General features: G+C 54.2%; 23 protein-coding genes. 10 read left to right on the top strand and 13 right to left on the bottom strand.

All coding sequences use genetic code 11. The features are described 5' to 3' along the window. Genes HV237_RS21165 through HV237_RS21145 form a run of 5 tightly spaced genes read left to right on the top strand, consistent with a single transcriptional unit; the run spans position 1 to position 5,611 of the window. On the top strand, positions 1-645 hold the full coding sequence (locus HV237_RS21165; RefSeq protein WP_003830379.1) for a DUF4310 family protein: 645 nt from the start codon (positions 1-3) through the stop codon (positions 643-645). A gap of 58 nt (positions 646-703) precedes the next feature. Then, positions 704-1,837, top strand: a complete 1,134-nt coding sequence (locus HV237_RS21160) for an amidohydrolase/deacetylase family metallohydrolase (RefSeq protein WP_047358560.1) — start codon at positions 704-706, stop codon at positions 1,835-1,837. Further along, positions 1,821-2,939, top strand: a complete 1,119-nt coding sequence (locus HV237_RS21155; RefSeq protein WP_047358559.1) for a DgaE family pyridoxal phosphate-dependent ammonia lyase — start codon at positions 1,821-1,823, stop codon at positions 2,937-2,939. The genes HV237_RS21160 and HV237_RS21155 overlap by 17 nt, the downstream gene beginning before the upstream one ends. Further along, entirely contained in the window at positions 2,936-3,676 is a 741-nt protein-coding gene (locus HV237_RS21150) for a KDGP aldolase family protein (protein ID WP_016151471.1), read from the top strand. Before HV237_RS21155 ends, HV237_RS21150 begins: the two co-directional genes overlap by 4 nt. A gap of 21 nt (positions 3,677-3,697) precedes the next feature. After that, the gene (locus tag HV237_RS21145) at positions 3,698-5,611 is read left to right on the top strand and encodes a PRD domain-containing protein (protein WP_047358558.1); all 1,914 of its coding nucleotides are present in this window, start codon (positions 3,698-3,700) and stop codon (positions 5,609-5,611) included. Positions 5,612-5,643: 32 nt separating this feature from the next. Here the strand turns inward: HV237_RS21145 and nrdG are convergent, their stop codons facing one another. The 5 genes from nrdG to treR all read right to left on the bottom strand — a co-directional run bounded on the left by nrdG (position 5,644) and on the right by treR (position 13,057). Beyond that, positions 5,644-6,108, bottom strand: coding sequence for an anaerobic ribonucleoside-triphosphate reductase-activating protein (nrdG, locus tag HV237_RS21140; RefSeq protein WP_047358557.1), 465 nt, complete (start codon positions 6,106-6,108; stop codon positions 5,644-5,646). A 175-nt stretch (positions 6,109-6,283) separates the two neighbouring features. Next, the gene (gene nrdD, locus HV237_RS21135; protein ID WP_016151477.1) at positions 6,284-8,422 is read right to left on the bottom strand and encodes an anaerobic ribonucleoside-triphosphate reductase; all 2,139 of its coding nucleotides are present in this window, start codon (positions 8,420-8,422) and stop codon (positions 6,284-6,286) included. A gap of 409 nt (positions 8,423-8,831) precedes the next feature. Then, on the bottom strand, positions 8,832-10,484 hold the full coding sequence (treC, locus tag HV237_RS21130) for an alpha,alpha-phosphotrehalase (RefSeq protein WP_047358556.1): 1,653 nt from the start codon (positions 10,482-10,484) through the stop codon (positions 8,832-8,834). Between the two features lie 49 nt (positions 10,485-10,533). Continuing rightward, positions 10,534-11,952, bottom strand: a complete 1,419-nt coding sequence (gene treB / locus HV237_RS21125; RefSeq protein WP_047358555.1) for a PTS trehalose transporter subunit IIBC — start codon at positions 11,950-11,952, stop codon at positions 10,534-10,536. 157 nt (positions 11,953-12,109) lie between these two features. Continuing rightward, complete coding sequence (treR, locus tag HV237_RS21120) at positions 12,110-13,057, bottom strand: trehalose operon repressor TreR (protein ID WP_016155565.1); 948 nt, start codon at positions 13,055-13,057, stop codon at positions 12,110-12,112. Between the two features lie 389 nt (positions 13,058-13,446). On the opposite strand from treR, the gene mgtA reads away from it, so the two are divergent. From mgtA to HV237_RS21100, 4 genes are all read left to right on the top strand, one after another. Continuing rightward, complete coding sequence (gene mgtA, locus HV237_RS21115) at positions 13,447-16,155, top strand: magnesium-translocating P-type ATPase (protein ID WP_016151487.1); 2,709 nt, start codon at positions 13,447-13,449, stop codon at positions 16,153-16,155. 376 nt (positions 16,156-16,531) lie between these two features. Continuing rightward, a complete protein-coding gene (locus HV237_RS21110; protein WP_047358554.1) occupies positions 16,532-17,509 on the top strand; it encodes a TRAP transporter substrate-binding protein in 978 nt (325 codons plus the stop codon). Positions 17,510-17,571: 62 nt separating this feature from the next. Continuing rightward, a complete protein-coding gene (locus tag HV237_RS21105) occupies positions 17,572-18,081 on the top strand; it encodes a TRAP transporter small permease (protein ID WP_046275813.1) in 510 nt (169 codons plus the stop codon). A 30-nt stretch (positions 18,082-18,111) separates the two neighbouring features. Further along, a complete protein-coding gene (locus tag HV237_RS21100; RefSeq protein WP_016151490.1) occupies positions 18,112-19,398 on the top strand; it encodes a TRAP transporter large permease in 1,287 nt (428 codons plus the stop codon). 91 nt (positions 19,399-19,489) lie between these two features. Here the strand turns inward: HV237_RS21100 and ridA are convergent, their stop codons facing one another. From ridA to pyrL, 4 genes are all read right to left on the bottom strand, one after another. Continuing rightward, the gene (gene ridA / locus HV237_RS21095) at positions 19,490-19,876 is read right to left on the bottom strand and encodes a 2-iminobutanoate/2-iminopropanoate deaminase (RefSeq protein WP_016151491.1); all 387 of its coding nucleotides are present in this window, start codon (positions 19,874-19,876) and stop codon (positions 19,490-19,492) included. A 76-nt stretch (positions 19,877-19,952) separates the two neighbouring features. Then, a complete protein-coding gene (gene pyrI / locus HV237_RS21090; RefSeq protein WP_016151492.1) occupies positions 19,953-20,414 on the bottom strand; it encodes an aspartate carbamoyltransferase regulatory subunit in 462 nt (153 codons plus the stop codon). Positions 20,415-20,427: 13 nt separating this feature from the next. After that, complete coding sequence (pyrB, locus tag HV237_RS21085; RefSeq protein WP_016151493.1) at positions 20,428-21,363, bottom strand: aspartate carbamoyltransferase; 936 nt, start codon at positions 21,361-21,363, stop codon at positions 20,428-20,430. Positions 21,364-21,399: 36 nt separating this feature from the next. Beyond that, positions 21,400-21,501 (bottom strand): pyr operon leader peptide, encoded by a 102-nt coding sequence (pyrL, locus tag HV237_RS21075; protein WP_003025819.1) that lies wholly within the window; start codon positions 21,499-21,501, stop codon positions 21,400-21,402. Between pyrL and HV237_RS21070 the strand changes: the two genes are divergently transcribed. After that, positions 21,481-21,603 carry a hypothetical protein gene (locus tag HV237_RS21070; protein WP_085951096.1) on the top strand — a complete coding sequence of 41 codons (123 nt, stop codon included), beginning with the start codon at positions 21,481-21,483 and terminating at the stop codon, positions 21,601-21,603. The two genes, pyrL and HV237_RS21070, sit on opposite strands and share 21 nt — an antisense overlap. Here HV237_RS21070 and HV237_RS21065 read toward each other — a convergent pair. The 4 genes from HV237_RS21065 to arcC all read right to left on the bottom strand — a co-directional run bounded on the left by HV237_RS21065 (position 21,600) and on the right by arcC (position 25,675). After that, the gene (locus HV237_RS21065) at positions 21,600-22,079 is read right to left on the bottom strand and encodes an arginine repressor (protein WP_003839609.1); all 480 of its coding nucleotides are present in this window, start codon (positions 22,077-22,079) and stop codon (positions 21,600-21,602) included. The genes HV237_RS21070 and HV237_RS21065 overlap by 4 nt on opposite strands. A gap of 144 nt (positions 22,080-22,223) precedes the next feature. Beyond that, the gene (locus HV237_RS21060) at positions 22,224-23,627 is read right to left on the bottom strand and encodes a YfcC family protein (protein ID WP_047358553.1); all 1,404 of its coding nucleotides are present in this window, start codon (positions 23,625-23,627) and stop codon (positions 22,224-22,226) included. Positions 23,628-23,682: 55 nt separating this feature from the next. Beyond that, the gene (argF, locus tag HV237_RS21055) at positions 23,683-24,687 is read right to left on the bottom strand and encodes an ornithine carbamoyltransferase (RefSeq protein ID WP_016155572.1); all 1,005 of its coding nucleotides are present in this window, start codon (positions 24,685-24,687) and stop codon (positions 23,683-23,685) included. 55 nt (positions 24,688-24,742) lie between these two features. Further along, the gene (gene arcC, locus HV237_RS21050) at positions 24,743-25,675 is read right to left on the bottom strand and encodes a carbamate kinase (protein WP_047358552.1); all 933 of its coding nucleotides are present in this window, start codon (positions 25,673-25,675) and stop codon (positions 24,743-24,745) included.

The raw sequence follows: 25,675 nt of genomic DNA, 5'->3' as shown, positions 1-25,675 counted from the left end.
ATGGAACAGAATAAAGGTTTTTGGTTCGCTGACTGGTCGTTCCCGATCTTCGTTGGCCTGCTCTCCTCTGGCGTATTTGCCGGAACGCACATGTACTACCTGTACGGTATTGGCGCATTTAACGAAGTCGCTTTTGTGGCGATGCTGAAGGCGGGAATGGACACCGGCTCCTACGGGGCGGTGGCGGCGTTTGGTGCAAGCTTCCTGTTTGCCCGCATCATTGAAGGTTCGCTGGTGGGGATTCTGGATATTGGCGGGGCGATTCAGACCGGGGTCGGGTTAGGTGTTCCGGCGCTGCTGTTGGGCGCAGGTATTATCTTCCCGGTTGCCAACTTCGCAGCGTCGCTGGTCACCGGTCTGGTGATTGGTCTGGCGATTGGCTACATCATTATTCTGGCGCGTAAGTTCACCATCAATCAGAGCGACTCGACCTACGGTGCGGATGTCATGATGGGGGCCGGTAACGCCTCCGGCCGCTTCCTCGGGCCATTGATTATCCTCAGCGCGATGACGGCGTCTATCCCTATCGGCATCGGTTCACTGGCGGGCGCGCTGCTGTTTTACCTGTGGCAGAAACCGATCACCGGCGGGGCGATCCTTGGGGCGATGATCCTCGGGTCCATCTTCCCGATTGCCATTAGCTAACTGTTGATTTGTAGGCCGGATGAGGCGGTTGCGCCGCCATCCGGCAAAGGAGAGAGCGATGTTTGATTTACTCCTGCGCCGTGCGCGCCTCGTTGACGATACGGTGAGCGATATTGCGCTCAAAGACGGCAAAATTGCGGCGTTGGGCGACGTAGATGGCCCGGCGCTGAAAACCATCGAACTTGGCGGCGAGTACTACGTCAGCGCAGGTTGGATTGATTCCCACGTTCACTGCTACCCGAAATCCCCGATTTATCACGACCAGCCGGACAGCGTCGGTATAGCTACCGGCGTTACCACGGTGGTGGATGCGGGTAGTACCGGGGCGGATGATATCGATGATTTTTATACCCTGACCCGGGAAGCGACCACCGAAGTGTATGCGCTGCTGAATATTTCCCGCGTTGGGCTTATCGCCCAGAACGAGCTGGCTAATATGGCCAACATTGACGCCGATGCGGTGCGACAGGCGGTGAAGCGCCATCCTGATTTTATCGTCGGCCTGAAGGCGCGCATGAGCAGCAGCGTGGTCGGTGAAAACGGCATTACGCCGCTGGAGCGCGCCAAAGCGATGCAAGCGCAGAACGGTGACCTGCCGCTGATGGTGCACATCGGCAACAATCCGCCGGATCTGGATGAGATCGCCGAACGCCTGACCGCGGGCGACATCATTACCCACTGCTACAACGGTAAGCCGAATCGTATTCTGACGCCGCAAGGCGAGCTGCGAGCGTCAGTGACGCGGGCGATTTCACGCGGTGTGCGTCTGGACGTTGGGCATGGCACCGCCAGCCTGAGCTTTGCGGTGGCAAAACGCGCTATCGGTCTGGGCATTTTGCCGCACACCATCAGCTCTGATATTTATTGTCGCAACCGTATCAGCGGCCCGGTGTATTCCCTGGCGAATGTGATGTCGAAATTTCTCGCCATTGGGATGTCGCTACCGCAGGTCATTGAGTGCGTTACTGCCAATGCCGCCGATGGTCTGCGCCTGAAACAGAAAGGGCGACTGCAGGTTGGTCTGGATGCCGATTTAACCCTCTTTACGCTTAAGCGCCAGCCAACCGTGCTGGTAGATGCAGAAAACGACAGCCTGCAGGCTGAACAACTGCTGGTGCCGCTTGCCGCAATACGTGCGGGCAAGGGCTATATGACCGAACAAGGGAGCGCGGAACATGCCTTCGATTTTTGAGAAATACAATTTAAAACAGGTGATTAACACCTCAGGCCGCATGACGGCGCTCGGCGTTTCTACGCCACGACCAGAAGTGGTTGAGGCCGCAATGGCGGGGATGAATCAATATTTTGAGATGAAAGACCTGGTCAATAAGACCGGTGACTACATTGCGAAATTGCTGGAGGTGGAAGGGGCAACCGTCGTCTCCTGCGCTTCGGCCGGAATCGCCCTGTCAGTGGCTGGAGTGCTGGTTAAGGACAGCGACTGGCTGCTGGAGAACCTGCACGTCGCACCGATCGAGAACAACGAAATCGTGCTGCCCAGAGGCCACAACGTCAACTTTGGCGCTCCGGTTGGCACCATGGTGGCGCTCGGCGGCGGCAAGCTCGTGGAAGCGGGTTATGCCAACGAATGTTCCGCCACTCAGCTGGCGGCGGCCATTACGCCACGCACGGCGGCCATTCTGTATATCAAATCTCACCACTGCGTCCAGAAAAGTATGCTCAGCGTGGAACAGGCTGCGGTGGTGGCGCGTACGCATAATCTGCCGCTAATCGTGGATGCGGCGGCGGAAGAGGATTTGCAGTGCTACTACCGGGTTGGTGCGGATCTGGTGATTTATAGCGGTGCGAAGGCGATTGAAGGGCCAACCAGCGGCCTGGTGATTGGCAAAACCCAATACGTTGAGTGGGTGAAGCGCCAGACCGCGGGGATTGGTCGGGCGATGAAGGTGGGCAAAGAGGGGATTCTTGGCCTGACCTGCGCCATCGAACTGTATCTGAACGCGCAGAAAGAGAGCGGCGCGGAGATGGTCGAGAAAATGACGCCGTTCATTAATGCGTTAAACCAGCTTCACGGCGTAAGTGCCCGCGTGGTGTGGGACAGCGCAGGGCGCGACATCGCGCGCACCGAAATTAAGTTTGACGAAGCGGTAACCGGCATCGCCACAGGTGAACTGGTCGACGCGCTCAAGCAGGGAGAGTACGCGATTTACTTCCGTGGTTACAAAGCTAACGAAGGCATTATCGAAGCCGATGTGCGCAGCGTGGATCGCGCGCAACTGGAGATTGTGGCCCGTCGAATTGGTGAAGTGATTTCGCAGGAGAAAAAAGCATGAAACTGACCCCTAACTTTTATCGCGACCGCGTCTGCCTGAACGTGCTGGCGGGCTCCAAAGAAAATGCCCGGGATATTTACGCGGCGGCGGAAGGACACGTGCTGGTCGGTGTGTTGTCAAAAAATTACCCGGATGTCGCAAGCGCGGTTGCGGATATGCGTGAATACGCAGCGCTTATCGACAATGCCCTCTCCGTGGGGCTGGGGGCGGGCGATCCAAACCAGTCGGCGATGGTCAGTGAAATTTCCCGTCAGGTGCAGCCACAGCATGTTAATCAGGTCTTTACCGGCGTGGCGACCAGCCGCGCGCTGCTGGGTCAGCAGGAGACGGTGGTCAACGGTCTGGTCTCGCCAACTGGCACTCCGGGCAGGGTGAAAATCTCCACCGGTCCGCTGAGCAGCCAGACGCCAGACGGCATTGTGCCGGTAGAAACCGCGATTGCGTTGCTCAAAGACATGGGGGGGAGCTCGATTAAATACTTCCCAATGGGTGGCCTGAAGTGCCGTGAGGAGTACATTGCAGTCGCCCAGGCCTGCGCCCGTCATGACTTCTGGCTGGAGCCCACCGGCGGTATCGATCTGGATAATTTCACTGAAATTTTGCAGATCGCCCTGGATGCCGGAGTGAGCAAAATCATTCCTCACATCTATAGTTCGATTATTGATAAGGTGAGTGGTAACACCCGACCGGACGACGTGCGCCAGCTGATGGCGATGACCCGGGCCTGCGTAGGCTAACTGACTGATGAGGAAACTGACGTGCGATTCCCCAACCAACGTTTAGCGCAGCTGTTTGGCATGCTGCAAAACGAAGCGCTTCCACAGGACGAGCTGGCGCAGCGGTTGTCGGTTTCCACACGCACCGTACGGGCGGATATCACTGCGCTAAACGCGCTGCTCACCCAGTACGGCGCGCAGTTTGTCCTCAGCCGGGGTAACGGTTATCAACTCAAAATTGACGACCCGGCACGTTATCATGCCCTGCAAACGCAGCGGCCAGACGCGTTGCTGCGCATCCCTCGCACCAGCCAGGAGCGGGTGCACTGGCTGGTGGTTCGTTTTCTGACGTCGGCCTTTTCGCTGAAGCTAGAGGATTTGGCTGATGAATGGTTTATCAGCCGCGCGACGCTGCAAAACGATATGGCTGAGGTGCGCGAGCATCTGCAACGTTATCATCTGACGCTGGAAACGCGCCCCCGTCACGGTATGAAACTGTTTGGCAGCGAGATGGCGATCCGCGCCTGTTTGACCGATCTGCTATGGACGCTGGCGCAGCAGGATCCACAGCACCCGCTAGTGACGCAAGAGGCACTAAATGCCGGGATCCCTGAACAGCTGCAACCTGTTTTGCAGGATATTTTTGCCCGTTTTCACATTCGCCTGACCGATGAGGGTGAGCTGTTTTTGCGGTTGTACTGCGCGGTGGCGGTACGGCGGATTAGCGAAGGGTATCCTCTCCCGGAGTTTGCCGCAGAAGAAGCCGAGCAATCGGTGTGCCTGGCCACGCGGGAAATCGCAGCGGTATTGCACCGACTGGCGGATAAACCGCTTACCGTTTCCGAAGAGAACTGGCTGCAGGTGCATATCGCCGCCCGCCAGGTACAAGAGATCGCCCCCAGCGCCATCAATGCGGATGATGACGAAGCGCTGGTCAATTACATCCTGCGGTTTATCAACAGCCAGTACAACTACAACCTGTTGAATGACAAACAGTTACATGCTGACCTGCTGACGCATATTAAGACGATGATCACCCGGGTACGTTACCAGATAATGATCCCCAATCCGCTACTGGAAAATATTAAACAGCACTACCCGATGGCGTGGGACATGACGCTGGCCGCCGTCTCGGGATGGGGAAAATATACGCCGTACACCATCAGTGAAAATGAGATTGGCTTCCTTGTGCTGCATATTGGCGTCGGGCTGGAGCGTAGTTACAACATCGGTTACCAGAGGCAGCCGAAAGTTCTGCTGGTATGCGATGCTGGAAATGCGATGGTGCGGATGATTGAGGCGGTGCTGGCGCGTAAGTATCCGCAGATAGAAATCGTCGATACCGTGACGCTACGCGACTACGAACAGCGGGAAAGCATCAGCGAAGATTTCGTAATCTCTACCGCGCGGATTGGTGAAAAAGATAAGCCTGTGGTGATGATTGCACCGTTCCCTACCGATTATCAACTGGAGCAAATTGGCAAACTGGTGCTGGTCGACAGAACCCGTCCGTGGATGTTGAACAAATTCTTCGATGCCGCCCATTTTCGTGTGATCGACGAGCCAATGGATCAACAAACGTTGTTCAACGTTTTATGTCGCCAGTTGCAGGATGAAGGCTTTGTCGATGCGGAGTTTCTTGATTCGGTGGTTGAACGTGAGGCCATCGTCAGCACCATGCTGGGTGACAGCATTGCCCTGCCGCACGCCCTCGGTCTGCTGGCAAAGAAAACGGTGGTCTACACCATCCTCGCCCCGCGGGGTATCGCCTGGGGGGATGAAACGGCGCATGTGATCTTCCTGCTCGCCATCAGCAAAAGCGAATACGAAGAAGCGATGGCGATCTACGATATTTTCGTCACCTTCCTGCGCGAGCGCGCGATGACGCGGCTCTGCGCATGCCGGAATTTCAGCGAGTTCAAAACGGTTGCAATGGAGTGTGTGAGCCGTTTTTGAGGGGCGGAAAACAGAACCTCTACTGCTGGAAATTATCGCAAATGATGTACAACCTGGTTGCTGCTGCCGCGCCAGATTAGCGCCGGGTCTTTGAGATCCTGCACGTATTTGCCATCGACCAGCACGTTGATGAGATTGACAACCTGCATTTGCGCGGCATCGAGTTCATCGAGCTTGTAGCCGGTCCACACCCAGATGTCTTTTCCCGGACACTCAGCGCGAATGCGCTGCACCAGTTGCAGAATATCCGGCACGTTCTGCGGATGCAGCGGATCGCCGCCGGAGAGCGAGATCCCCTGACGGTGAATACGCGTGTCGTTCAGATCGGCAATGATCTTGTCTTCCATCTCTTTGCTAAACTGCTGGCCGGAATTGAGCCGCCAGGTGCTTTTGTTATAGCAACCGGGGCATTCATGCACGCATCCTGAAACAAACAGGGTACAGCGAGTGCCGGGACCGTTAACGATGTCGACAGGGTAATACTGATGGTAATTCATTTTCGCTTCTCATCCGTTTATCAATTCGCGCCATAGCTGCGTTCGTGCGCCCGAGTCACTTACTTATGTAAGCTCCCCGGGACTTACTCATTTGCTGCCTTGCTATGACGTGAATTGCGTTGCGGAAATAATGGCCCGAAAAGCGTCGCATCGCCGGGCAATAAAATCGTCTAAATTAACCGATCTGCCCGTTCCCTAAATGCTTAACGCGGCGCTTCACTTCTTCCTGCTTACCGGCGTTAAACGGACGTGCGTCCGGGCTGCCTAAGTAACCGCAGACGCGGCGGGTGACCGATACGCGCGCGGCGTCGTGGTTACCACATTTCGGGCAGGTAAAGCCTTTGCTGGTGCACTCAAATTCACCGGTAAAGCCGCACTCGTAGCATTCATCGATTGGCGTGTTGGTCCCGTAATAGGGCACGTGCTGATAGCTGTAATCCCAGACGTCTTCCAGCGCTTTCAGGTTGTGCTGAATATTCGGGTATTCGCCGTAGCAAATGAAGCCCCCGCTTGCCAGCGGCGGGTACGGCGCTTCGAAATCGATCTTGTCGTACGGGTTAACCTTCTTCTCCACGTCGAGGTGGAAGCTGTTGGTGTAGTAGCCTTTGTCGGTCACGCCCGGGACCACGCCAAATTCGGCGGTATCCAGACGGCAGAAACGGTCGCACAGGTTTTCACTTGGCGTGCTGTACAGGCTAAAGCCGTAGCCAGTTTCGTCTTTCCACTGATCGACCGCTTGGCGCAGGCGTTCCACAATGGCGATACCTTTGGCGCGCAGCTGCTCGCTGTCATACACATGCTTGTCGCCAAACAGCGCATTGATGGTTTCGTGAATACCGATGTAGCCCAGAGAGATGGATGCACGACCATTTTTAAAGATTTCTGACACGTCATCGTCCGCTTTCAGACGCACGCCGCAGGCCCCTTCCATATACAGAATTGGCGCCACGCGGGCCTTCACGCCTTCCAGGCGCGCAATGCGGGTCATCAGCGCTTTACGCGCCAGCACCAGACGATCGTCAAGCAGTTTCCAGAAGGTGGCTTCATCGCCATGCGCTTCCAGCGCGATACGCGGCAGGTTGAGGCTGATAACGCCGAGGTTGTTACGTCCGTCGTGAATCTGTTCGCCGTTCTCGTTTTCCCACACGCCGAGGAAGCTGCGACAGCCCATTGGCGTTTTGAACGAGCCGGTCACTTTGACCACCTGATCGTAGTTCAGGATGTCCGGATACATACGCTTGCTTGCGCACTCCAGTGCCAGCTGCTTGATGTCGTAGTTCGGATCGCCAAACTTGTGGTTCAGACCGTCACGAATCGCGAACACCAGTTTCGGGAACACTGCGGTTTTACGATTTTTACCCAAGCCGGCAATACGGTTACGCAGAATGGACTGCTGGATCAAACGCGATTCCCAACTGGTTCCCAGGCCAAAACCAAAGGTCACGAACGGCGTCTGACCGTTGGCGGTATGCAGGGTGTTCACTTCATACTCGAGAGACTGGAATGCGTCGTAGCACTCTTTCTCGGTACGGGAATGGGCATAACCGTCGGCGTCCGGGATCTGCCATTCTTCAGCGGTTTTACGATGTTTATTAAAGCTCTCGGTAACGAACGGCGCGAGAACTTCATCAATACGGTTAATGGTGGTGCCGCCATAAATATGGCTGGCGACCTGCGCGATAATTTGCGCGGTGACGGCGGTCGCGGTAGAGATGGATTTTGGCGGTTCAATTTCCGCGTTACCCATCTTAAAGCCCTGCGTCAGCATGCCTTTCAGGTCGATCAGCATGCAGTTAAACATTGGGAAGAACGGAGAGTAGTCGAGATCGTGATAGTGAATATCACCACGCTCGTGCGCCTGGACGACATCACGCGGCAGTAGGTGCTGACGCGCATAGTGTTTGGCAACGATACCGGCCAGCAGGTCGCGCTGGGTTGGGATCACTTTGCTGTCTTTGTTGGCATTTTCATTCAGCAGAGCAGAGTTGGTTTGCTCAACCAGACCACGAATTTCCTGGTTCAGACGGCCACGTTTTTCACGCTGGATATCACGGTCGTGGCGATATTCGATGTACGCACGGGCGAGTTGTTTGTACGGGCCAGACATTAACTGGTTTTCTACCGCTGTCTGGATCTCGTTGATATCGACCTTGCTGCGCTCATTCATCTGGCTACTAACGACTTCTGCGACGGTGGCACAGTAATCTGCGTCATCGACTCCCGCTGCTTTAGCTGCACGCAGAATGGCTTCTTTGATGCGCTCTGATTTAAACGGCACTTTACAGCCATCTCGTTTCATCACATGCGGTGTCATGATCACTCCATATTTATAAGAACAGGTTATCCACAGAGGTTGGGGAGGCCATCAGGGCTTTATTCATCTCTATTGCCAATGACTTCCCGCAATCCTGACCCACTTTATCCACAATTCCACCGTGAAGCGGTGCACTGTAGTTGTAGCAATTGTAGTCGATTAATACAACATATTGGGTCGGCGTGCATTTTAAGTTCTATATGTAGTGATTTGCATCAAGGATGTTTACGATTTATTTGATGTAGCGCAAAGTAAAAATCGGAGCGTACAGATGACGGGCACTACAGCCGATTGTAAATTGTGGGCAGAAAATTCTGATTAATTATTCAACAAAAACAGAAAAGTAAGCTGAGCGTAGGCATCAAAGCCCGGCAGCGTTATGCGTACCGGGCCTGAACATAATTGCAAGCTATTTTTGCAACCACCAGACGGCTTCAAAAGGACGCAGCGTCATGTCTGCGGGTTGGCTGGCGACCTCGGCATAGTTGTGCATCAGCACCTGCCAGTTGCCGTCGGTCTGGGTCGGCTGCCAGCTCTGGAAGGTATCGCTCAGATTAGCAATGACCAGCAACCGCTGTCCTTGCCATTCACGTTGATAGCACCACAGATGCGGGCTGTCCGGTAGCAGATCCTGATAGTCGCCCCAGGTGATAACCGGCTCTGCTTTACGCAATGCGATCAGCTTCTGATAGGTATAGAACACCGAGTCGGTATCGCGCAGCGCTGCCGCCACGTTGATATCCGCTGCGTTGTCGCACAGATTGATCCACGGTTCACCCGCGGTGAAGCCCGCGTGTTTGCTGGCATCCCACTGCATCGGCGTGCGGCTGTTATCGCGCGATTTACTGGCGAGGATCGCCAGCAGCTCTTGCGCATCGCGCCCCTGGCCGTTCAGGGCGGCAAACATGTTATGGCTTTCCACATCGCGGTAATCGGTAATCTGGCGGAAGTGCGGATTGGTCATGCCGATCTCTTCACCCTGGTAGATGTAGGGCGTGCCCTGCATACCGTGCAGCACCATCGCCAGCATTTTTGCGGCCGGAACGCGGTATTTACCTTCATCGCCAAAACGCGACACGATGCGTGGCTGGTCGTGGTTACACCAGAACAGCGCGTTCCAGGCCTGATTGTGCATGCCTTGTTGCCAGCGGCGAAACAGGGTTTTGAGCGCCACATAGTCGGGTTTGGCTAACGTCCACTTCTCACCGTTGGGGTAATCCACTTTCAGGTGGTGGAAGTTGAAGGTCATTGACAGTTCGCTGCCATCGAGTGCGGCGTACTGCTGGCAGTTTTCCAGCGTGGTGGAGGACATTTCTCCGACCGTCATCAGGCCGCGGGGCGTGAAGACGTCGCGATTCATTTCACGTAAAAACGCATGCGCACGCGGGCCGTCGGTATAAAAACGCCGCCCATCGCCGTCGGGATCGCTCGGGAAGTCCTGATCTTTAGAGATAAGATTCACCACGTCGAGACGCAGTCCGTCCACGCCGCGATCGGCCCAGAACTCGCACACTTTTTTTAGCTCGGCGCGGACCGCCGGGTTCTCCCAGTTCAGGTCTGCCTGCTCCGGAGCAAAGAGGTGCAGATAGTACTGCTCGCTTTCGGCGTGCCAGCCCCAGGCGCTGCCGCCAAATTTGGAGCGCCAGTTATTCGGGAGACTGTCTGGCGTACCGTCGCGCCAGAGGTAAAACTGACGATACGGGCTGTCTTTATCCAGCGCCTCGCGAAACCAGGGGTGCTGGGTTGAAGTGTGGTTAAACACCATATCGAGAATAATACGGATACCGCGCGCTTTCGCCTGCGCCACCAGTTCGTCAAAGTCTGCAAGCGTTCCGTAGGCCGGATCGACAGACATGTAATCCGCGACGTCGTAGCCGTTATCAACCTGCGGCGAAATATAGAACGGCGTTAGCCAGATGGCATCAACCCCCAGCGTTTGCAGATAGCCGAGACGCTGCGTCACGCCGCGTAAATCGCCGGTGCCGCTGCCGGTGGTGTCCTGAAAACTCTTGGGGTAAACCTGATAGATGACGCCGTTTTGCCACCAGTGGGGAATATTCATGGTTGTTTCCTGGAAATACGATGGGGCGCAACTGCGCCCCGAAGAAAAGTTAGACAATTTGTAGTGTGCCCATACGGTGTTTACGCTGATAAACGAATGAGGTCAGTACCATGGGGATAACAATCGCAATGACCATTGCCATGCCAAATACCTGCCAGTAAGTCGGCTGGATGGAGAGGATGCCCGGCAAACCGCCGACGCCAATTCCGTTCGCCAGCACACCGTTCAGGCCGCACAGCAGTCCGGCGAGACCGGAACCGATCATCGCGCACAGCATCGGGAAGCGGTATTTCAGGTTGATCCCGTACATGGCAGGTTCAGTGACCCCGAGATAGGCGGAGATCGCGGCAGGAACGGAGATTTCACGTTCATTGTTTTTGCGACTGGAGATGATGATCCCGACTACCGCAGAGGCCTGAGCGATATTCGACAGTGCGATCAGCGGCCATACCGGCGTACCGCCCATGCTCTGAATCATCTGCATGTCGATAGCCAGCGTGGTCTGATGCACGCCGGTTATCACCAGCGGGGCATACAGGAAGCCGAACAGCGCCGCGCCAATCGGGGCAAAGCTGCCGGTCAGCAGGTGACGGACCGCAAACGCGACACCGTCGCCGATCATGCGGCCAAACGGACCGATAAAGGCGTGCGCGAGGAATACCGCGAGGATCAACGAGCACACCGGGACGATCACCAGATACAGATAATCCGGGACGATGCGTTTCATGCGTGTTTCAATAAACCCGAGCGCCAGACCGGCCAGCAGTGCCGGAATAACCTGCGCCTGATAGCCCACTTTTTCAATGCTGAACAGGCCGAAGTTCCACACTTCCGGTACCTGTTGACCGAGTAGATAGGCGTTCATTAGCTGCGGTGAAACCAGGGTCACGCCCAGCACAATACCGAGGATCGGCGTACCGCCCATTTTCTTCACTGCTGACCAGCAGATCCCGACCGGCAGATAGAAGAAGATCGCTTCGCCAATTAGCCACAGGAAGTCGTAAAGGGTTTTCAGCGAAGGGTACATCTGCGCCAGCGTCTGCCCGTTGCTCATGGGCAGATCGCCAATCACATTACGGAACCCCAAGATCAAGCCGCCGCTAATCAGCGCTGGCAGCAGCGGGAAGAAGATCTCCGCAAAATGAGAAATCAGCTGTTCGTGCCATTTCATATTCTGCCGCGCGGCTTTTTTCGCCTGCTCTTTGTCGGCGCTGGCCTGACCGGTTGTCGCCAGCAGCGCTTTGTAGTAATCGCCTACTTCGGTACCAATCACCACCTGAAACTGCCCGGCGTTGGTGAAGCAGCCTTTGACCATCGGCAACTGTTCGATCTCTTTTGGCCTGGCATTCGCAGGCTGATTCAGCACAAAACGCAGGCGAGTAATGCAGTGACTTACCGTGGCGATATTGTCGCGCCCGCCTACCAGCTCAATCAGCCGGTCGATGTCTGCTTGTTTTATTTTGCTCATGATGATGTGTGTTCCCCGTAGGCCGGATAAGACGTTTTAGCATCGCCATCTGGCAACTCTCTCGTTGCTGTGGCCAGAGTATATCGTCGATGAAAATTTAAAAATGGGAACGTTCCCGAAACGCAGCGAAGATCACAAATTAACGCTCAGAAAGCGATCAGGATAGGGTGGAAGGAATAACGATTTGTCGTAGTTCGCTACGGCCGTTGATCTGCTCGATCAGCTGCGAGGCCGCTTGTCGTCCGGCTTCGGCATATCCTGGATCGACGGTGATAATTTCCGGATGGAGGAATTTCATCAGCGGCGTACTGCCCACGCTCGCCAGCTGTAGATTCTCAATTCGCTGCTCTTGCAGATATTTGCTGACACCAAGGGCGAGGGTGTCCGTCGCGCAGACTAAGGCAGTGGTTTCCGGGGTGATGACGTTGGCGGCCTGCTCATAACCCTGCTTCATGGCAAGCCCCGGTAGCGCGGCTACAGGATGCAGTTTGTGTTTCTTACAGAACGCCAGGTAGGCTTCATGGCGGCGCTTACCGGTGGTCACGTCGCTATGGGGAACGCCAAGAAAGCTGATATGGCGATGCTCGCGATCGTATAAACGCTGCATCAGGGTGCGAATGGCGCCTTCATCGTCATAGCAGACGGAGGCAAAGCCTTTGGCATCTCTTGCCAGCAGCACCAGCGAATCCTGCCAGGAGGCGAGCATGGATTCACTTATGCCGGTAAAACCAAACAGCACCACGCCGTCAATATTGCGGCGTCTGAGCATGCCGAGATGCTCTTCAACCAGCTCGGGCGAGAACTGGCTTTCCATCATGATCGGGTCGTAACCCTGCTCATAAAAGGCGGGCAGCATGGTTTGTACGGCGAGATTTTCCGAAAGCGAGTCCAGACGCGTGACGATGATCGCCACCACCTTGTCACTTTGTCCGCGCATGGCGCGTGCGGAGCGGGAAGGGGAAAAACCGTGCTGATTCATCACCGCTTCAACGCGTTCGCGGGTGCGTTCGCTCACGCCGCTTTCATTGTTAAGCACACGGGAAACGGTTGATTTTCCCACACCGCTTAAGCGGGCGATGTCTTTAATTGTCAGCCGGTTTTGCATCCTGTTTTCCCGTGTTGCGTGTGAAGTTATGCCAAATAGAGAATAACTTTACTCAAGCGCAGCGCAATGGGCAAAGTCTGGTATACGTTTGGTTTAGTTTCCATGGTTTATCATACTGCCATAATTGCCACAAACCTTATGGTTTTCTGCGTATAATCCGCAGCGCAAATCATTCACTTACCGGAGGCTATATGGATCCCGATCCCACCCCTCTCCCGAGATGGAGAAACTCCCCTTTCCGGTAAGCTTGTCTTTCACTGTCTTACCGGAGCAGTAAGACAGTGACGTTCTGACGTCCCTGTTGTGATTTTAATATTGCCATCAGGTAAGGCTTTGCCACGCCTGAAGGATTTACTGCGCCTGTTGAGACTGGCGCAGAGGGACTGCCTATGTTCAAAAATATTACTCGCCAGCTATTTGCCCGGCTAAACCGCCATTTACCACACCGTCTGGTGCATCGCGATCCGTTGCCTAATGCCCAGACCGTTGCCAGCACGCCGATCCCGCCATCGCTGAGCGAACATTGTCTGAAAATGGCGCTGATGGACGAAGCCGCGCTGTGGAAAACGTTTGGCGCGCACCCGGAAGGATTAAACGCCGCAGAAGTGGAAAACGCTCGCGAATTACATGGCGAGAACCAACTGCCGGCGCAGAAGCCGTCGCCGTGGTGGGTGCATCTGTGGGTCTGCTACCGCAACCCGTTTAATATTTTGTTGACCATCCTCGGTGCGATTTCCTATGCCACCGAAGATCTGTTTGCCGCTGGCGTCATTGCTCTGATGGTCGTCATCTCTACGTTACTGAATTTTGTGCAGGAGGCGCGTTCCACCAAAGCGGCAGATGCGCTGAAAGCGATGGTCAGTAACACCGCTACGGTGCTGCGCGTTATCAACGAGAAAGGAGAGAACGGCTGGGTTGAACTGCCGATCGACCAGTTAGTTCCCGGCGATATTATTAAGCTGGCGGCAGGGGATATGATCCCGGCCGATCTGCGTGTGGTGCAGGCTCGTGACCTGTTCGTGGCCCAGGCTTCGCTGACCGGTGAATCGCTGCCGGTGGAGAAAGTCGCAACCAGCCGCGACCCGCAGCAAAGCAACCCGCTCGAATGCGATACCCTGTGCTTTATGGGCACCAACGTGGTGAGCGGCACGGCGCAGGCCATCGTGATTGCGACCGGAGCCAATACCTGGTTCGGGCAACTGGCGGGCCGTGTCAGCGAGCAGGAAAGCGAGCAGAATGCTTTCCAGAAAGGGATCAGCCGCGTCAGCATGCTGCTGATCCGTTTTATGCTGGTGATGGCGCCGATTGTGCTCATCATCAACGGCTATACCAAAGGCGACTGGTGGGAAGCGGCGCTGTTTGCCCTGTCTGTCGCGGTGGGGCTGACCCCGGAAATGTTGCCGATGATCGTCACCTCGACGCTGGCGCGCGGGGCGGTGAAGCTGTCAAAACAAAAGGTCATCGTCAAACACCTCGACGCCATTCAGAACTTTGGCGCGATGGATATCCTGTGTACCGATAAAACGGGCACCCTGACACAAGACAAAATTGTACTTGAGAATCATACAGATATATCTGGTAAGCCCAGCGAGCACGTCCTGCATTCTGCGTGGCTGAACAGCCATTACCAGACCGGGTTGAAGAATCTGCTGGATACGGCAGTGCTGGAAGGTGTGGACGAAGAATCAGCCCGCCAGCTCTCTACCCGCTGGCAGAAAATTGATGAGATCCCGTTTGACTTCGAACGCCGCCGCATGTCGGTGGTGGTCGCTGAAGAAACCGATGTGCATCAGCTGGTGTGCAAAGGCGCGCTGCAGGAGATCCTCAGCGTCTGCACCCAGGTGCGCTACAGCGGTGAGGTTGTCCCGTTAGATGACAACATGCTGCGTCGGGTGAAGCGCGTCACGGATACGCTGAACCGCCAGGGGCTGCGCGTGGTGGCGGTGGCGACGAAATACCTGCCTGCGCGTGAGGGTGATTACCAGCGTATTGATGAATCAGATCTGATCCTCGAAGGCTATATTGCGTTCCTCGATCCGCCGAAAGAGACCACCGCGCCAGCGCTCAAAGCGCTGAAAGCCAGCGGTATTACGGTGAAAATCCTGACTGGCGATAGCGAGCTGGTGGCGGCGAAAGTGTGTCATGAAGTGGGGCTGGATGCGGGCGATGTGGTTATCGGCAGCAGCATTGAAGGGTTAAGCGACGATGAGCTGGCAACGCTGGCCCAGCGCACCACGCTGTTTGCTCGTCTGACACCGATGCACAAAGAGCGTATTGTCACGCTGCTCAAGCGCGAAGGTCATGTGGTTGGCTTTATGGGGGATGGCATTAACGATGCCCCGGCGCTGCGCGCGGCGGACATTGGTATCTCCGTTGACGGCGCGGTTGATATTGCGCGTGAAGCGGCTGATATCATCCTGCTGGAAAAGAGTCTGATGGTGCTGGAAGAAGGGGTGATCGAAGGACGCCGTACTTTTTCTAACATGCTGAAGTATATCAAAATGACGGCCAGTTCTAACTTCGGTAATGTGTTTAGCGTGCTGGTGGCGAGCGCCTTCTTACCGTTCCTGCCGATGTTGCCGCTGCACTTACTGATTCAGAACCTGCTGTACGATGTATCCCAGGTGGCGATTCCGTTTGATAACGTTGACGAAGAGCAGATCAAAAAGCCGCAGCGCTGGAATCCCAGCGAGTTGGGGCGCTTTATGATCTTCTTTGGACCGATCAGCTCGATCTTCGACATTCTGACATTTTGCCTGATGTGGTTCGTCTTCCATGCGAATACGCCAGAACATCAGACGTTGTTCCAGTCTGGCTGGTTCGTGGTTGGCCTGCTGTCGCAAACGCTGATTGTGCATATGATCCGTACCCGCCGCGTGCCGTTCATCCAAAGCCGCGCCGCATGGCCGCTGATGCTGATGACGCTGGTGGTCATGGTGGTAGGCATTGCATTGCCGTTCTCGCCGCTGGCCAACTATCTGCAATTGCAGGCGCTGCCGCTGAGCTACTTCCCGTGGCTGATTGCGATTCTGGCGGGCTACATGACATTAACCCAGCTCGTGAAAGGTTTTTATAGCCGTCGCTACGGCTGGCAGTAATCCTCAACTTCTTTGCAGGAGGGTGTTAATACTCTCCTGCATTTCTCTTTTTCATTCGAAAGATATTCTCCCGAAATATTGGTGTTTTATTTTTATTGAAATGCTAACGCGGGTAATTAGTATCAAATTGCCTTCTTTGCGTTGTTTTTTTTATCAATAAAACGATCTGCGTTGCAAAAATGAAACAGCGTGCTAAAAATTATAAGCATCTGCGATTTTTTGTGAACGCAGTCATCGAAATAAATTGTTACACCAGTTAGTCTGCGCAGGTAACGTCGTTAAGAAAGTTTCTCGCTGCCCGTTTTTAATTCCGGCAGTCATTTGCTCTGCAAGCTATTCCTGTTAATGGATATTATGAACTTCTGGAGAAGGACAAATGAAACTGACAAAAAACCTGTTAAGTCTGTGTATTGGCGCGTCTGTATTACTGGCGAGTCATGCAACGCTGGCACAAACCTTTCGCGCCGCAGATGTGCATCCGGCTGATTACCCAAACGTTGTTGCAGTGAAACATATGGGGGAGAAACTTAACGCCGCGACCGAAGGTCGTCTGGAGATCAAAACATTTCCAGGTGGTGTGTTAGGCGATGAAAAACAGATGATTGAACAGGCGCAATTAGGCGCCATTGATATTATTCGCGTCTCAATGACGCCAGTTGCCGCAATTCTCCCTGAAATAAACGTGTTTACCCTGCCATATATTTTCCGCGATGAGGACCATATGCATAAGGTTCTCGACGGCATGATTGGTCAGGAGATTGGCGACCGTCTGACAGCCAATACCAAATCACGACTGGTGTTCCTTGGCTGGATGGATGCGGGAACGCGCAACCTGATCACCAAGAATCCGGTAGTGAAACCGGAAGATTTGCACGGCATGAAAATCCGCGTTCAGGCCAGTCCGATAGCGCTGGATACCCTAAAAGCGATGGGCGCTAACTCCATTGTGATGGGCGTCAGTGAAGTATTTAGCGGCATGCAGACCGGCGTTATTGATGGTACGGAAAATAACCCGCCAACGTTTGTTGCGCATAACTATTTGCCGGTCGTGAAAAACTATACCTGGAGTAAACACTTTATTATTCCTGAGCTTTTTCTGTTCTCGAAAGCCAAATGGGATAAGTTAAAAAAAGAAGACCAGGAACTCATTATTAAACTCGCTAAAGAGGCCCAGGTAGAGCAACGTAAACTTTGGCAGGATTATAATGCGAAATCGCTGGAGACCATGAAAGCCAACGGTGTTCAGTTCCACGATATTGATACGGACTATTTCTATAAAGCCACGCAGTCAGTACGGGATAATTACGGTAAAGACCACCAGGATTTGATCAAACGTATTCAGGATGTGAAGTAATTCATCGGGTGGAGGATATCAATCCTCCGCCTGAGTCTTTTGATTAATTCGAGGTGATAATTATGGGTGAATGCTATTCATCGGTAATGGATTTTCTTTATCGAGTGTCAATGTGGATTGCCGGTATCGCATTATTGGTTATGGTCGCCATTATCCCCATTGGCATATTCGCGCGTTATGTCCTGAATAACGCCCTGTCATGGCCTGAGCCAGTCGCCATTCTTTGTATGGTGACATTCACCTTTATTGGCGCGGCGGTGAGCTATCGCGCAGGTTCGCATATCGCGGTAAGCATGGTGATTGACCGTCTGGGGGAATCTTCCCGCCGTTACTGCTCGGTAGTCGCAGACGTTATGTTAATGGCGATAAGCCTGTTCATTCTGTGGTACGGCTCCATGCTATGCCTCGAACTGTGGGAACAGCCCGTGGCGGAATTCCCAATTTTAAGCGCCGGGCAAAACTATCTCCCGTTGCCGATTGGCTCTGCTATTACGCTGCTGTTTATCGTTGAGAAGATCTGCCGTGGCTCGCAGTACCAACGTCCTGTTGTCATGCTGGGATCGACCAGCTAGTTACCGCCCCCATTTCAGAAAGGAAAGCAGATGGATGCATTTATTCTCGTCTTTACGCTCGGCATTATGCTGGCGATTGGGGTACCGGTAGCGTACGCGGTTGGCATTAGCGCCATCATTGGGGCCTGGTACATTGATATTCCGCTGGAAGCGGTGATGATCCAACTGACCAGTGGGGTGAACAAGTTTTCGCTACTGGCGATCCCGTTCTTTATTTTGGCCGGGGCTATTATGGCCGAAGGGGGCATTGCGCGGCGGCTGGTAAACTTTGCCTATATTTTCGTTGGCTTTATTCGCGGCGGTCTGTCGCTGGTCAACATTGTGGCCTCGACCTTTTTTGGCGCAATTTCTGGATCGTCGGTGGCCGATACCGCGTCTATCGGTTCGGTAATGATCCCGGAGATGGATAAAAAAGGTTATCCGCGCGACTTTGCTGCAGCGGTCACTGCCAGCGGCTCGGTGCAGGCGATCCTCACGCCGCCGAGCCATAACTCGGTTATCTACTCGCTAGCAACGGGCGGGACGGTGTCGATTGCCGCGCTGTTCATCGCCGGGATCCTACCGGGCCTGCTGTTAAGCTTCAGTCTGATGGTGATGTGCGTCGCTTTTGCGCACAAACGCGGTTATCCAAAAGGGGAGCGCGTACCGTTTCGCCAGGCGCTGAAGATATTCGTCGATACGCTGTGGGGCTTAATGACCGTTGTGATCATCATGGGCGGTATCTTGTCAGGTATCTTTACCGCGACGGAATCTGCGGCGATTGCCTGTCTGTGGGCCTTCTTTGTCACCATGTTTATCTATCGTGACTATAAATGGTCTGAACTGCCGAAGCTGATGTTCCGTACGGTGAAAACGGTCACTATCGTCATGATCCTGATAGGTTTTGCCGCCGCGTTCGGTGCCGTCATGACCTATATGCAGTTGCCGATGCGTATCACCGAAGCTTTCACCAGCATCTCGGACAACAAATACGTCATCCTGATGTGCATTAACATCATGCTGTTGCTGATCGGTACGCTGATGGATATGGCGCCGCTGATCCTGATTTTGACGCCGGTTTTGCTACCGGTAACCAACGCGCTCGGCATTGATCCGGTCCATTTTGGGATGATCATGCTGGTGAATTTAGGGATCGGCCTGATAACGCCACCGGTAGGGTCGGTGCTGTTTGTGGCCAGTGCGGTGAGTAAGCAGAAAATTGAGCAGGTGGTGAAGGCGATGCTGCCGTTCTACTTCGTGCTGTTCCTGGTGCTGATGATCGTCACGTACATTCCGGCGATTTCGCTGTTCCTGCCGAGACTGTTTGGTGTGATGTGATAAATGCCCGGTGGCGCTCGCGCTTACCGGGCCTGCAAACTATGCTTGCGTAGGCCGGATAAGGCGAAGCCGCCATCCGGCACAAAAAGACTTAGCGACGAACGGCGATCGCTTCAATCTCGATTTTCACGTCTTTCGGCAGACGGGCAACTTCCACGCAAGAACGCGCCGGGAAGGTGGCGTTGTGCTCGGTGAAGAACGCTTCGTAGGTCGCGTTTACGGTTGCGAAATCGTTCAGGTCTTTAACGAAGACGGTAGTTTTTACGATGTCGCCCACTTTCAGGCCTGCTGCTTCAACGATAGCTTGTACGTTTTCCAGCGACTGACGCGCCTGAGCGGACACGTCTTCCGATACGGCACCGGTTTTCGGATCGACCGGGATCTGACCGGAAGTGATTACCATGCTACCCAGGTCAACGCCCTGAACGTATGGGCCGATTGCTGCTGGTGCATTTTCCGTCGCGATAGTCTTGCTCATGATTTCTCCTGAATTACAGCGGTAATAGAATGTTCCCGGCCATTATAGGGAGCCGGGAAATCATTACCAACACCAATTAGTTGGCCAGCACCACATAATGCGAAAACTCTTTTTCACAGTATTTGCATTTGAGTGCGATGTCGTCAGCGCGCTTTTTCACTGAAAAACTGGACGATACTGGTTCAGCATGGCTGATGCAGTTGCTGTTCGGGCAAACCAGCACGTTATCGATACGTTCAGGCAGGCTCGGACGTGATTTCCCCACCACGTCATAATCGTCAATGCGGTTTACCGTTGCCTGCGGAGCGTAAAGGGAGAGCTGGTTTACCTGCTCGTCGGTCAGGAACGTATTTTCGATTTTAATCAGGTCTTTACGGCCCATTTCGCCAGACGGCAGGTTCAGGCCGATGGTGATACGCTGGTCGGTTTCAGTCAGTTTGAACAACGTCAGCAGCTTAAAACCAACCTGTGCGGGAATGTGGTCAATTACGGTGCCACGTTTGATGGCTTCAACCTGCAGTTTGTTATCGTGTGTCATCTCTTTTTCTCCCTTACAGTGCCAGTTCGCTATTCAGTACCAGTGCCAGTAACGCCTGGCGGGCGAAGATGCCGTTGCCAGCCTGCTGGAAATACCAGGCGTGCGGCGTCTTGTCGACGTCGGTGGTGATTTCATCGATGCGCGGCAGCGGATGCAGCACCTTCATGTTCGCTCTGGCACCGTTCAGATCGCTGGCACGCAGAACAAACTGTGCTTTCACATTGGCGTATTCGGACGGGTCCAGACGCTCTTTTTGTACGCGGGTCATGTAGAGGATATCGACCTCCGCCATTACCTCTTCGATAGTGCCATGCAGGCTCCAGGCGATACCTTTTTCATTCAGCATATCCAGAATGTATTGCGGCATGGCCAGCGCGTCCGGGGCGATGAAGTAGAAGCGGTTACCTTCGAACTTTGCCAGCGCCTGGGTCAGGGAGTGGACGGTACGGCCATATTTCAGGTCACCCACCATGGCGATTTGCAGATTGTCCAGGCGACCCTGCGTTTCCTGAATGGTAAACAGATCCAGCAGCGTTTGGGTGGGATGCTGGTTGGAACCGTCGCCGGCGTTCAGTACCGGCACGTTACCGGAGAACTCTGTTGCCAGACGCGCGGCACCTTCCTGCGGATGACGCATCACGATGGCGTCGACATAGGTGCTAATGACGGAAATGGTGTCGGCCAGAGTTTCGCCTTTTTTGCCAAGCGACGTGTTGCTGCTGTCAGAGAAACCCACCACGCTGGCGCCCAGACGGTGCATGGAGGTTTCAAAAGATAAACGGGTGCGGGTTGACGCTTCAAAGAAGCAGCTGGCGATGACCTTATGTTTTAACAGCTCTGGCTGCGGGTTAGCTTTTAATTTCGCCGCCGTCGCGAGGACCAGATTAAGGTCATCGCGGCTGAGGTCGTTTATGGAAATGATGTGTTTTTGATAGAGCGGGTTAGCCATGTTTATCTCCTGACGCCTGGGCAAAAAAAAAGCCCCTCAATTGAGGGGCTCGGAATGGGTGATCAACGGAAAGAAAAACGGCAGGCCAGCGTCCTTTTTCAGACGCGGTAAGACAAAATGTCGTACACACTGAACCATACATCCTCCCGGCAAATTGTCCGCGATTATACTCAGCTCCGTTATGGGATCAAGCGAAAAATGCACTATTTATTCATCGCAAACGGCTCTTATGAATTTTAATTCATTTTGAATAGATAATTAATCTGCTTGTGGACCAGGCCCGTTCGCTGTACCACCCGCGGCGCGACCCAGACAATACTGCTACCGGCAATGACGCCGAGAATTTCTGGCAACGCGTGATAATCGAGGATTCTGGCTACGGCGCGACCATAGCCAGCCGCCGTGTGGATGAGGATAAACTCGCTATTGTGTTCCACGCTGACCACCATTTCAGCAATCGATCGGGCAGCATCAGGCGCGGGTCGTGATTGCGGATTTACAGAATAAATTTTTTGCCCTTTTGTATTTCTTATTTTTATAGCACCGAGTAGTTTCAGCAGACGAGATACCGTTGACTGGCTAATCCCGGTGAAACCATGGTGTTGTAGATCGCGGCGAAGCGCTTCCTGAGACAGGTAGCTTTTTTCGCTAATCAGGCGCTGACAAATCGCCAACTGTTTCTGCTCTTTGGTCGAGTAATCATCGAATTCCTTCATAAAAACACCCTAAATTTATCATTTGTATCAATGCGATGGCGAAATTCACCACATTTGCAGTATCAATAACGGCTCAAACGGGCGGTTGTGCAGAAAAACGAGAGCGCGCTCAAAAAAGCCGTCGGGATCCGACGGCCAACAGGACTACAGCATCGCGCCGATACTCAGAACAACCATGTTCAGCACCGTCAGAATTAGCAGCAGTGGTGCGACCCATTTCAGGTAGCGCACATAAGGAACACGAGCGATGGCCAACCCACCCATTACAACCGCTGAGGTGGGGGTAATCAGATTCACAATGCCGGAAGCGGATTGATACGCGGTGACGACCAGATCCCTTTGCACATGGGCGAAGTCAGCCAGCGGGGCCATAATGGGCATCGTGAGCACCGCCAGGCCAGACGAGGAAGGGACCAGGAAGGAGAGCAAGACTTCCAGCCAGTAAGTCACATTGATGAAAATGGTGGTGGACAGACCGGAGACTAAATTTTCGGCGCTGTGCAAAATGGTGTGGGTGATCATGCCGTTGTCCATCACCACGACGATACCGCGCGCAATGCCGATAATCAGCGCCACGCCGAGCAGATCCCGAGCCCCGTCAATGAAGGTACTGGTGAATGCTTCTTCACTCATGCGGGCAATCACGCCGACGATAATCGCAGATGTCAGAAAAACCCCAGATATTTCCGCCATCCACCAGCCGAGCACCGCGACGCCATAAATCATCACTGCAAAGGCGGCGGCGAATATCAGCAGGATCCACTTACGCGTAGCCGTGAATTCAAGATTGGTATTGGCGCGACTACCGAGAAAATGGGCACGGTTTTCCTCCATTTTATCGGCCACGATGGAAAGCTCAGGATGGCTGCGAACTTTCCGTGCATAGCGCATGACCCATACCACACAGATAACATAGCCGACGACCAGCAGCAGAATGCGCATCAGCATTCCCTGGGTGAAGGGGATCCCGGCGGCGTTAGCGGCGATAACCGTTGCGAAAGGGTTGATTGTTGAACCGAGGGTGCCGATGCCTGCGCCAAGCAAAACGGTTGCAGCAGCAACCAGTGGATCAAAGCGCGCAGCCATCATGACCGGAACCAATAAGGTGTAGAAAGGGAGTGATTCTTCCGCCATGCCGTAAATCGTGCCTCCGGCGGCGAAAAGTCCCATCAGGATGGGGATCATCCACTCTTCTTTGCCGTTCAGCCTGACCGTCACGCGTTCGATGCCGGCGTCGATGGCGCCCGTTTTGTTTACCACGCCGAGAAACCCGCCAATAATCAGGACAAACAACGCCACATCAATCGCGCCTGCGGTGTAGGTTTCGTGGTTATAAAGCCCGTCAATCGGAGCCAGCAGTACAGCCGTTAAACCTTGTGGATGCGCCTCTGTTGGGGCATAGGTACCGGCAACCGGCACTTCTTTGCCCAGGGTAGCATTCATCGCCATCTGGTATTTCCCGGCAGGGACAATCCAGGTCATAACGGCGACGAGCGCAATGAGAATAAACAGGATGGTATACGCGCTGGGAAATTTGAATTTGCCCATGATGTTCTCCGGATAGCTTGGGCATATGCCGCCAGGCGACACATGCCCGCTGGGGTTAGTCGCCGAGTGTCGCTACCATGACCGCTTTAATGGTATGCATCCGGTTTTCTGCTTCGTCGAAGACGATGGAATGCGCTGACTCAAATACCTCCTCCGTGACTTCAAGCCCTTTCAGGCCGTAAGCCGCTTCGATTTCACGGCCCACTTTGGTGTGCTCGTTATGGAAGGCGGGCAGGCAGTGCATGAATTTCACATTGGGATTGCCGGTTGCATCGATGACCTGCTGGTTAATTTGATAAGGCGTCATCAGGCTGACGCGTTCTGCCCACGCCTCTTTGGGTTCTCCCATCGAAACCCAGACATCGGTGTAGAGAAAGTCCACGTCGTAAACACCTTCCTCAACATCCTCTGTGAGCGTAATGCGCGCGCCCGTCACGCTGGCGATTTCACGGCATTCGGCAACCAGCGCCTCGTCCGGCCAGAAGGATTTCGGTGCGACCAGACGAATATCCATCCCCATTTTCGCCGCGCCGACCATCAGCGAATTGCCCATGTTATTGCGGGCGTCACCGAGGTAAGCGAAGCTCAGTTCGGGTAAGGTTTTACCCGGGGCGTGTTCCAGCATGGTCATCAGATCCGCGAGGATCTGCGTAGGGTGGAATTCATTCGTCAGCCCGTTCCAGACCGGCACACCAGCGAACTGCCCCAGTTCTTCCACGATCTCCTGGCCGTAGCCGCGGTATTCAATACCGTCATACATGCGACCTAACACGCGGGCGGTATCTTTCATCGACTCTTTATGACCAATCTGCGAGCCGCTTGGGCCAAGGTAGGTCACCTGTGCGCCCTGATCGAAAGCGCCGACTTCAAAGGCGCAGCGGGTGCGAGTTGACGTTTTTTCGAAGATTAGCGCGATATTTTTACCGACCAGCGTTTGCCTTTCGCGTCCGGCTTTTTTTGCCGTTTTTAACTCGATAGCCAGATCGATCAGGTACTGGATTTCCGTTGGGGTGTAGTCCAGCAATTTGAGAAAATTGCGATTTTTCAGGTTAACAGTCATGAAAATATCCTTATGTAGGCTGGATAAGGCTTCGCTTTACCCAGCAAAAAAAGCCTTAAGCGTTAACATCAGTGGCTTCGCGCCGAATTAGCGTGCCTTTGTCACCGGCGAGAATGGCCGAACCATCAGCCAATGAGCCGATGCCAGCAATCCCGTGACAGTGAGAGACAAATTCCGCGCAGGCGGTGACTTTGGGGCCCATTGAACCGGCGTCGAATTGCATTTCGCTGAGCCTTTCCGGCGTAACCTGGGTCAGCGGGCGCTGGGTAGGTTTGCCCCAGTCGAGATACACCGCATCGGCATCGGTCAGGATCAGCAGCGCATCGGCGTGGATTTGTTTGGCGAGCAGGGCGGCGGAGAGATCTTTGTCGATCACCGCTTCAATGCCGTGGTAGCCATCGGCTTTTTCCACCACCGGTACGCCGCCACCGCCGTTGCAGATAACCAGATGATCGCGGGCGATCAGTGTGCGAATGGCGTCACTTTCCACGATTCGTTTGGGTTGTGGAGAGGGCACAACACGGCGGAACGCTTTACCATCGGCTTTGAAAACCCAGCCTTTTTCCGCCTGTAACGCGTGGGCCTGGGGTTCGTCATAAATAGGCCCGATATATTTGGTGGGATTGCTGAAGGCCGGATCGTGGGCATCGACTTCAACCTGAGTCAGCAGGACACTAATTTCACGCTGTGGGAGCTGGTTTTTCAGGGCCTGTTGCAGCATATAGCCAATCATTCCCTGACTTTCTGCGCCGAGAATATCGAGCGGATAGGGGGTGACGTTGGCATAAGCACTGTTTTGTAACGCCAAAAGTCCAACCTGCGGGCCATTGCCGTGTACCAGAATTACGCGCCACTGCTGCGTGAGTTGAGCGAGAGTTCTTGCCGCCAGCTCAATATTCTTGCGTTGGATGTCGGCTTCCAGTGGTTCGCCACGTTTGAGTAGTGCATTGCCGCCCAGCGCCACAACCAGGGTAGGTTTGTTTTCCAT

It is taken from the genome of Citrobacter sp. RHBSTW-00570 (genome assembly GCF_013739755.1).
In the GTDB taxonomy this organism is placed as follows: domain Bacteria; phylum Pseudomonadota; class Gammaproteobacteria; order Enterobacterales; family Enterobacteriaceae; genus Citrobacter; species Citrobacter braakii.
The sequence above is the reverse complement of the archived record's forward strand: the minus strand, read 5'-3'. Positions and strand labels throughout refer to the sequence as shown.